The organism is Hydrogenovibrio sp. (genome assembly GCF_049975065.1).
Taxonomy (GTDB): domain Bacteria; phylum Pseudomonadota; class Gammaproteobacteria; order Thiomicrospirales; family Thiomicrospiraceae; genus Hydrogenovibrio.
In genome coordinates this window covers 19114-26968 of sequence record NZ_JBNGDN010000018.1, presented here as the reverse complement: position 1 = coordinate 26968, position 7855 = coordinate 19114, and the positions used below count along the sequence as shown (strand labels likewise).

Below are 7855 nucleotides of genomic sequence, written 5' to 3'. Positions count from 1 at the left end.
TCGACCACGGCGGTGCGAACCCCTAAGGAGGCTTGCTTCTCGGCAGTTAACTCAAGGCCAGAACCGCTGACTGAAGCCGCAAATAAGGCGGCACTGGCGGTCAAGCAATAAGCGATGACAGACCGAGCAGCGCGAGTGGCGGCACGAGACTTCATAAACAGGGGGGTAACGGCTTTCATGGTAGACGGACTCCAAGGGCTTGGTTGAGGTTGGCGATGGCTTCTAGGCGTTCGAGCTTGGCCATTTCATCATTGAGTTGATCGTCAAAGTATTGCTGCTTCATTTGCAACAGATTTTGGATGGAGGTTTCCCCCTGACGGTAGGCGGATTGCGCCAATTGCATGGCCTGCTGCGCCAGTTTTCGTTGCTCGGCGGCCAGTGTTTGTCCGATTTCGGCCGCTTTTAAGGTTTCACGTGCTTCAAATTGTCTTTTACGCAGCTGTTGCAGCGCCTCGGTGATGGCGATTTGCGCTTGTGAAAGTTGCTGGCGCTGTGCCGCAATTTGGGTGGCGGCCATCGGGTTTTCGCCGATGGGTAAGCGAACTTCGGCAATTAAGATGTTGTTATCCGATGTTTGGTCGTCTCGTTCGTTTTTAACCGCCAAATAGACGTTTGGTTGGCTGAGACGACTGGCTTTGGCCAGCGCCAGTCTGGCCATTTCCGTTTGCTGTTGGGCTTGAAGCCATTCAATGTCTGGGTGGGATTCGAGTGTTGGCGCAGGCTGGGCGACGACCTCAGCGATTGGGTCGGGTAATTCGGTGGTGTCGGTCCATGCCTGATACTGCTGCAGCGCCATGCGATGTTCGGCCGTGAGTTGCGCCAGACGTTTTTGAGCCTGGTTGAGCGATTTTTGCGCCAGCAGTAAATCGAATTGAGGGCGGTCGCCTGCCACCACCCCTTGCTGAATCAAGGCCACCAGCGCTTGGGTTTGTTGCAGGTCTTCGCGAGCAAACTGTAATTTGACCGTCGTTTGTGTGGTGCTCCAGACCAACTGACGTAATTTTTCTGAAGCCATGAGCGCCAATCGCGCTTGCACGGTTTGAGATTGATGCTGGTAGCCGCGACCGATGGCGTTTTGGTGTTTGGATTGTTCTGGCCACCAAACCGGAAAGGAGGCACCGCCTTCCCAAGACTGAAAGCCCTGGTCGCCGGTCAAGGCATCGTTTTCGTGTTTTAGGTTGAGTTCGACTTCACCGGGAATCCAGCTGTCTGCGGCCAGACGGTTAGCGTCCGACAAGCCTTGATAGTCTTGCAGCGTTTGCATTTGCGGAAGTTTGGCGATGACGTTGGGCAGGAGTGCTTGATACGTTATGCTCCAGCTTGAGGCGGAATAGGCGCTGAGGACGATCAGTAACCAAAAGGCTTTCATTTCGGTGTGTACTCCTGTTTTACAGATTCAATCAGAGGCACCTCATTATAAAATGAAAGCTGAACCGAAGCTGAAAAGGCGATGGGAATGTCAGCCAAACAGTCTTTTCAAAACAGTTGGCAAGTGGCCAGGCCTGGTGGATTTTCAGTTGTGGTTCAATTAGCCTTAATATTTGAGTTAAATCACAAGAGTCACTTGTAAACCACCGTGTGAGGAGGGCTTGAATTGAATGTGAAGTTGGTAGGCCTCGGTGATTTGTTTGACGATGGACAGGCCAATGCCGTGCCCCGCAATGGTTTCATCCAGACGGTAACCGCGGGTTTGAATGGCTTGCAGTTGGTGTTTGGGAACACCGTTGCCATTGTCTTCAATGCAAATTTTCACAGAGTCAGACGAGGTCTGTTCGATGCGGATAAACACATCGCCGTGACTGAATTTGGCGGCATTGTCCAATAAGTTGCCCAGTAATTCGAAGCCGTCTTCTTTTTCGATGTTTAGGGTGGTGATCGGTTGAACGGGTGAGGCAATATGAAAACGAATGTGGGGATACAATTGCTGCAATGACGTCAGTAAGTCGTTTAAGTGGTCGGTTAACAAAAATGATGGCATGGCTGACGTATGGATGGCCATGCGAGATTTTTGCAGTTCGTTTTCGATGCGGGTGTGGATTTTTTGCACTTGCCCAGTCAAATGTCGTTTGAGTTGAGGAGAAAGGGTCGGGTCTTCGAGATACTGGTAAAGTAAATTGAGCGGTGTTTTCAAGCTATGCGCTAAGTTGGCGTTGGATTGCCGTGATTTTTGTAACTGGGCGTTGGCGCTGAGAATCGCTTGGTTGAGGCTTAACGTCAGTTGCGTTACCTCCGATGGATAGTCTTCTGGATTCAGTTGCGTCACCCGTCCTTTCTGCAGATCCGCCAGAGCGGACTGCATCGGTTCGAGTCGTTTGAAACTTTTTCGTAACAGGTAGCGCTGACTGAGATAAAGCACTGCGAGTGTCAGAATCGCAAATAGCCCCACCAAAGTGTCAAATACGGCCAACGTTCGCTGAATCGGGGTGTGGTCTTCAGCGACGTAAAGGGTGATGGAGTCCGTTGGGTCGTCTGGCCGCGTGGTGTGGAAACGGCGAACCAGAATGGTGCCTTCAATCGGTCCTTGTGTTTCATAATGGCTAAGGGTGCCGGAGTGGTTTCTTAATGCGAACGAGAAATTGTCCAGAGACGGTGACTTGACCGTGCGATCGTTGTAGGTCAGCACAAAGTAGTGACCTGAATTTGGCTGACTGTAAATGGGAGAGATGGCATGGTAATCCACTTGAATATCGACCGCGCCTGTGTCGTTTTTCGAGACGATTAGGTGTTGGGTAATGGACTGGGTGTCGTGCTCCAGTCGGGTCAGAATGTAGTCTTCCGTTAAGTGATGAATGGTGGTCACCGACAGCCACCAAAACAGGGTAAATACCAGCGAAAGGCTGAAGGCCAGAGAAAGATTGAGTTGTTTTTCAATGGAGGTCATGGCGTTGTCGTTGTCCCGACAAAGCGGTAACCCTGACCTCGCAGGGTTTCAATGGCGGATTTTCCCAGATATTGCCGAAGCCTGCGAATATAGACTTCAATGACATTGCTTTCCGGTTCATGGGTGTGATCGCCGAGTCGTTGCAGCAATTGGCTTTTTGAAAAAACGCGGAAAGGTTGGCTGAAAAACGTTTTTAACAAGGTGAACTCCGCTTTGGTTAAGCGAATGGTTTTGTCGCCTACGGTCAGTTGACGAAGGTTGAGATCCAGCTGCAGCCCGTCAAGGTGTAAAATCGACTGTTGAACTTCTGCCGGACGTTTCAATAACACCTGAATTCGCACCAGTAGCTCTTCAAAATGAAAGGGCTTGCCCAGATAGTCGTCGGCCCCTTTTTTCAACCCCTCAACCCGTTCTTGCCAAGTATTGCGAGCGGTTAAAATCAAAATCGGCAGGTTGTTTTTCGCCATGCGAAGGTCTTCCAGCACCGCCAGCCCTGACTTGTGCGGAAGACCGAGGTCGAGAATCATCAGGTCGTAGTCATACTCGGACAGCATAAAATCGGCTTCTCGTCCATCCCGTGCCACATCGACAATGTACCCCGCCGCTTTGAGTTTCGTGGTCAGGTTTTTGACCAGGCCTGGCTCATCTTCAACCAGCAGGAGTTTTTCCATGAAGAGGGTCTCATTGGTTTTTTGGGTTGTTTGGTTGGGGTTGTTAGGGGGTATTCGAAGTAACTAGGGTATTCTATCGGTTTAGGGCGTGGATTGGCAAATGGTGGATTTGACCGCGTTCAATGCGCCAGCAGCGGGCGGTTTCCGGGTTGAGGATGGGAATCAGTTCGGCGGCGGTGCTGGTGAGAATGTGCTGTATATTAAGGGTTTCCAACAGTTGCAACAGGGTGTTACGGTGCTGGGCATCCAGCTCGGCGGGGAGGTCGTCAATCAACATAATGACCGATTGATGGCTCTGCTGTTCATACAGACTTGCCTGCGCCAGCAGCAGGGCGCAGACAAACAGTTTCTGTTGCCCGCGCGATAAAGCGAGCATAGCCTCCTGGCCGTCAAATCGAAATTTGATGTCGGCGCGGTGGCTACCGTATTGCGTGTGCCCCTGTTGCGCGTCTTTGGGGTATTGGGCGGCCAGCAGTTTGGCGAAGCTGTCGCTGTTTTTAGGCCAGCCTGCGGCGTAATGGCTGACAGGCGGTGTTTTCAGCTCCGGCATTAACGCTTGGCAGAAGGTGATCAGGTAAGGGGTCAGGGCGTCAATATAATGTCGCCGGTGCTGGTCAATCTGTTCGGCGGTGTCGATGAGTTGAGCGTCCCACAGTTGCGTCTGCTCAGCCGGTAGTTTACGTTTTAAGGCGTGATTACGCTGTTTGAGCGACCGTTGATAGGTGCGCCACAGCGGAAAAAAATCGGCTTGATGGTGAAAACAACCCCAGTCAATAAATTGCCGGCGGGCTTTAGGGCCTTCTTCCAGAAGGCGGTGGCTTTCGGGGGTGAGTAATTGCACGGGCAGGCGTGCGGCCATTTCCGCTTGATTGCGCAGAACCTCGCCGTTCAGTTTGGCCGTGACCTTGTCTGCCGAGCGTGCCAGACCAGCCTTGTGGGTGTTGCGCCCCTCCAAAATCTCGCAAAACAGCACCAGCTCCGGCTGCTGGTGCTGTATCAAGTGTTGCGGTTTGGCGGTGCGAAAAGAGCGTCCCGAGGCCAGCACCCAAATGGCTTCGATTAAAGCGCTTTTTCCGGCGGCGTTGTCGCCAACGATCAAGTTCAGTCCTTCACCAAAGGTTAGGCAGGCCTGGTCGATATTACGAAAATGACTGAGCTGTAATTGCTGAATTTTCGACACGATTCACGCTCGTGAAAAAGGGGATTGGAACAAGGGGGGCAATAAGATTTGTCCGGCGTCGGGTGACGACGCCGGTCGGAAATAAGACTAAAGGCGCATGGGCATAATGACATGCTGACAATGGCAGCTTTCGGTTTGAATATCCACCATGCAGCTGCTGTTGGCGTCTTTCATACACAGGGTGACGCTTTCTTCGTGCATGGCATTCAACACGTCCAGCAGGTAATTGACATTGAAGCCAATTTCCATTTCCGTGCCGTTGTAATCAATGGCCATGTCTTCGTGGGATTCGTCCTGCTCCGAGTTATGGGTGTGGACGGCGAGCAGGTTTTGTGTCAGTGCCAAACGCACGCCTTTGAATTTGTCGTTTGACAGAATGGCGGCACGTTGCAGCAGGTTGCGCAGTTGTGCACGGTCGGTTTGCACCAGCTGGTCGTTATGTTGCGGTAACACCCGTTTAAAATCGGGGAAGCGACCGTCTACCAGTTTACAAGTGAAAACGGTGTTTTCAAGTTGCACGGTCAGGTAGTTTTTGGCAAACGAAACGCGGATCAGTGAATCGTTATCGGCCACCAGTTTTTGCAACTCCAGCACCCCCTTACGCGGCAGAATCGCCTGGGTGGCGGCCAGCCCTTCGGTTTCTAGCAGGGTGGCGCAGGTGGATAGACGGTGACCGTCGGTGGCCACCACACGCAAGGTTTGTTGGTTGATGTCGAATAACATGCCGTTCAGATAAAAGCGAACGTCCTGGGTCGCCATGGCGAAGGTGGTGTTGTGAATCAGTTGTTTAAGTCGACCTTGCGCAATATCGAATGTCAGTTCAACCTGGGTCAAATCAATGGTCGGAAAGTCGTCTGCAGGCAGGCTGGAGAGTTTAAACCGCGAGCGCCCGGCGGTGAGTTCACAACGCATTTCGTCAAACGACAGTGAGACGGTCAAGCCGTCCGGCAGTGAGCGAACAATGCTGATCAGTTTGATGGCGGGCAGGGTGATGTCGAAGTCGCCGCTGCTGCTTTCCAGTTCAGTGGTCGCGCGGGTCTCGATTTCCAAATCGGACGCCGTGAGGGTGAGGCGATTTTGACTCACTTGAAACAGGATATTGGCCAAAATGGGCATGGTATGGCGTTTTTCGATCACCCCACCGACGGTTTGCAGGGCATGTAATAGGTTTTCGCGGGAAAGACTGATTTTCATCTTAATTCCTAATCCATTAATCAATATAAAGTGGGTCAGATCCTAACCCGAAATTTACCTTGGGTGCTTCGATTCAAAAATCTGCATCGACCTTGCCGGGTTCTTCGGGCGTCGTTTGCGCGCTTGAAGGTCGCGACGCACCCTTGGCGAAAACACGCCAGTGCACAGGGTTGTCATTATGCCAAGATTTCAGGCATTTATACACCGCCGCACCGAAAATTTTTGTCGTTTAATCAATTGGTCATAATTCGTATCAAGGTGTTAAAGTCCTCTTCGATCCGATGATCGGTTTCCATGAGTTCTTTTATTTTGCGCACGGCGTGTAGCACCGTGGTATGGTCGCGCCCGCCAAAGGCATCGCCGATTTCCGGCAAACTGTGGTTGGTCAGTTCCTTGGCAATGGCCATGGCCACTTGTCGTGGACGGGCGATATTGCGGGTGCGGCGCTTGGACAGAATGTCGGCGACGCGAATTTTGTAGTAATCGGCGACGGTTTTTTGGATGTTTTCCAGCGTGATCATTTTTTGCTGTAAGGCAAGCTGGTCTTTGAGCGCTTCTTTGGCGAGTTCAACCGTGACCATCTGTTGGGTAAATTGCGCAAAGGCACCCACGCGTTTCAGTGCCCCTTCCAGATCACGCACATTGCCCCGCAGGCGTTTGGCGATGAAAAAGGCCACTTCGTCCGGCATCAGAAAACCGAATTCACTGGCCTTTTTCATTAGAATCGCCACGCGCATTTCAAATTCCGGCGGCTCGACCGCGATGGTCAAGCCCCAGCCAAAGCGTGATTTAAGCCGGTCTTCCAAGCCGTCCACTTCCTTGGGAAAACGGTCGCTGGTCAAAATAATCTGCTTATTGCCTTCCAGTAGGGTATTGAAGGTGTGGAAAAACTCTTCTTGCGATTGTTCTTTTTTGGCAAAAAACTGAATGTCATCGATCAGCAGGGTATCCAGCGAGCGGTAGAAGCGTTTGAATTCTTCAATTTTATTGTGACGCAGCGCATTGACCATATCCGCCACAAAGCGTTCGGAATGCAGGTAAACGACACGCGCTTTTGGATTGCGTCGCATTAAATCGTTGCCGATGGCGTGCATCAGGTGGGTTTTGCCCAGCCCGCTGCCACCGTAGATAAAGAAAGGGTTGTAGCTGCCGCCGGGGTTGTCGGCCACTTGGCGTGCGGCGGCGGCAGCGAGCTGGTTGGCTTTCCCTTCGACAAAATTATCGAAAACGAAATGGGCATTGAGATTGTGCTTGATGGTTTTTGCCGGGGTGTCGTGCGCTGGCATGGCGGGTGCATTCGGCTGAGACGCGGGCGGGTCGATGCGTGTGGGTGCATCCGACGCAGTGGCGCTGGCGGAATGGCTGTTCGCAAACGTTTCGGTGGCCTGGTCGAAGGTGTCCAGCGCATAATCGCCGACTTCAACGGTGACCGTCGGCGTGCCGGTCGGTGCCACCAGCGAAACCGCCGCTTTGATTTCGGGCAACAATTTTTTATTGACCCAGTCCAAAATAAACCCCGAAGGCGCAATCAGGCGAATACGGGAGGCGTCTTCCACCGCCTCCAGCGGATTGATCCAGGTCTGCATCTGCTGGTCGTTCAGAACAGCTTCCAGTTGTTTTAAAACTTGTGGCCAAAGCGATGTTGTCAAAACGAATCCTCGTCTCCAGTCGAACAGCCTGATAGAGGGCATTGTTTTCGACGGAGGTTGTGTATTGTGTAAATAGGGTAAGCCGTGGAAGTTGACTTGAAAAGCAGGCGGAATTATACCTGTGAATAAGGTTGAAAAACAGCCTGAGCCTGTGGATAACTTGTTATAAAACAGTGTGGATAAGTAGGGTGCTAATGGAATTATCTCGCTGAAAAATCGAGTGTTTTTCGGCATTGGAAAATAATTGATAAAATAATTTTAGCAGCCGATTAGCTTAACC

6 protein-coding genes are annotated in these 7855 nt (G+C 51.8%); all 6 read right to left on the bottom strand.

What is annotated here, in order from left to right:
* Nucleotides 1-175: 175 nt before the first annotated feature.
* Nucleotides 176-1369, bottom strand: a complete 1194-nt coding sequence (locus ACP5D0_RS04005) for a TolC family protein (protein ID WP_472364294.1) — start codon at nt 1367-1369, stop codon at nt 176-178.
* A gap of 177 nt (nt 1370-1546) precedes the next feature.
* Nucleotides 1547-2881 carry a sensor histidine kinase gene (locus ACP5D0_RS04000; protein WP_472364292.1) on the bottom strand — a complete coding sequence of 445 codons (1335 nt, stop codon included), beginning with the start codon at nt 2879-2881 and terminating at the stop codon, nt 1547-1549.
* The gene (locus ACP5D0_RS03995; protein WP_472364291.1) at nt 2878-3552 is read right to left on the bottom strand and encodes a response regulator transcription factor; all 675 of its coding nucleotides are present in this window, start codon (nt 3550-3552) and stop codon (nt 2878-2880) included. Before ACP5D0_RS03995 ends, ACP5D0_RS04000 begins: the two co-directional genes overlap by 4 nt.
* A gap of 73 nt (nt 3553-3625) precedes the next feature.
* Nucleotides 3626-4732 carry a DNA replication/repair protein RecF gene (recF, locus tag ACP5D0_RS03990; protein WP_472364290.1) on the bottom strand — a complete coding sequence of 369 codons (1107 nt, stop codon included), beginning with the start codon at nt 4730-4732 and terminating at the stop codon, nt 3626-3628.
* 87 nt (nt 4733-4819) lie between these two features.
* Nucleotides 4820-5926: a DNA polymerase III subunit beta gene (gene dnaN, locus ACP5D0_RS03985; RefSeq protein ID WP_472364289.1), complete on the bottom strand. Its 1107-nt coding sequence runs from the start codon at nt 5924-5926 to the stop codon at nt 4820-4822.
* 233 nt (nt 5927-6159) lie between these two features.
* Nucleotides 6160-7575, bottom strand: a complete 1416-nt coding sequence (gene dnaA, locus ACP5D0_RS03980; RefSeq protein WP_472364288.1) for a chromosomal replication initiator protein DnaA — start codon at nt 7573-7575, stop codon at nt 6160-6162.
* Between the last annotated feature and the right edge of the window lie 280 nt (nt 7576-7855).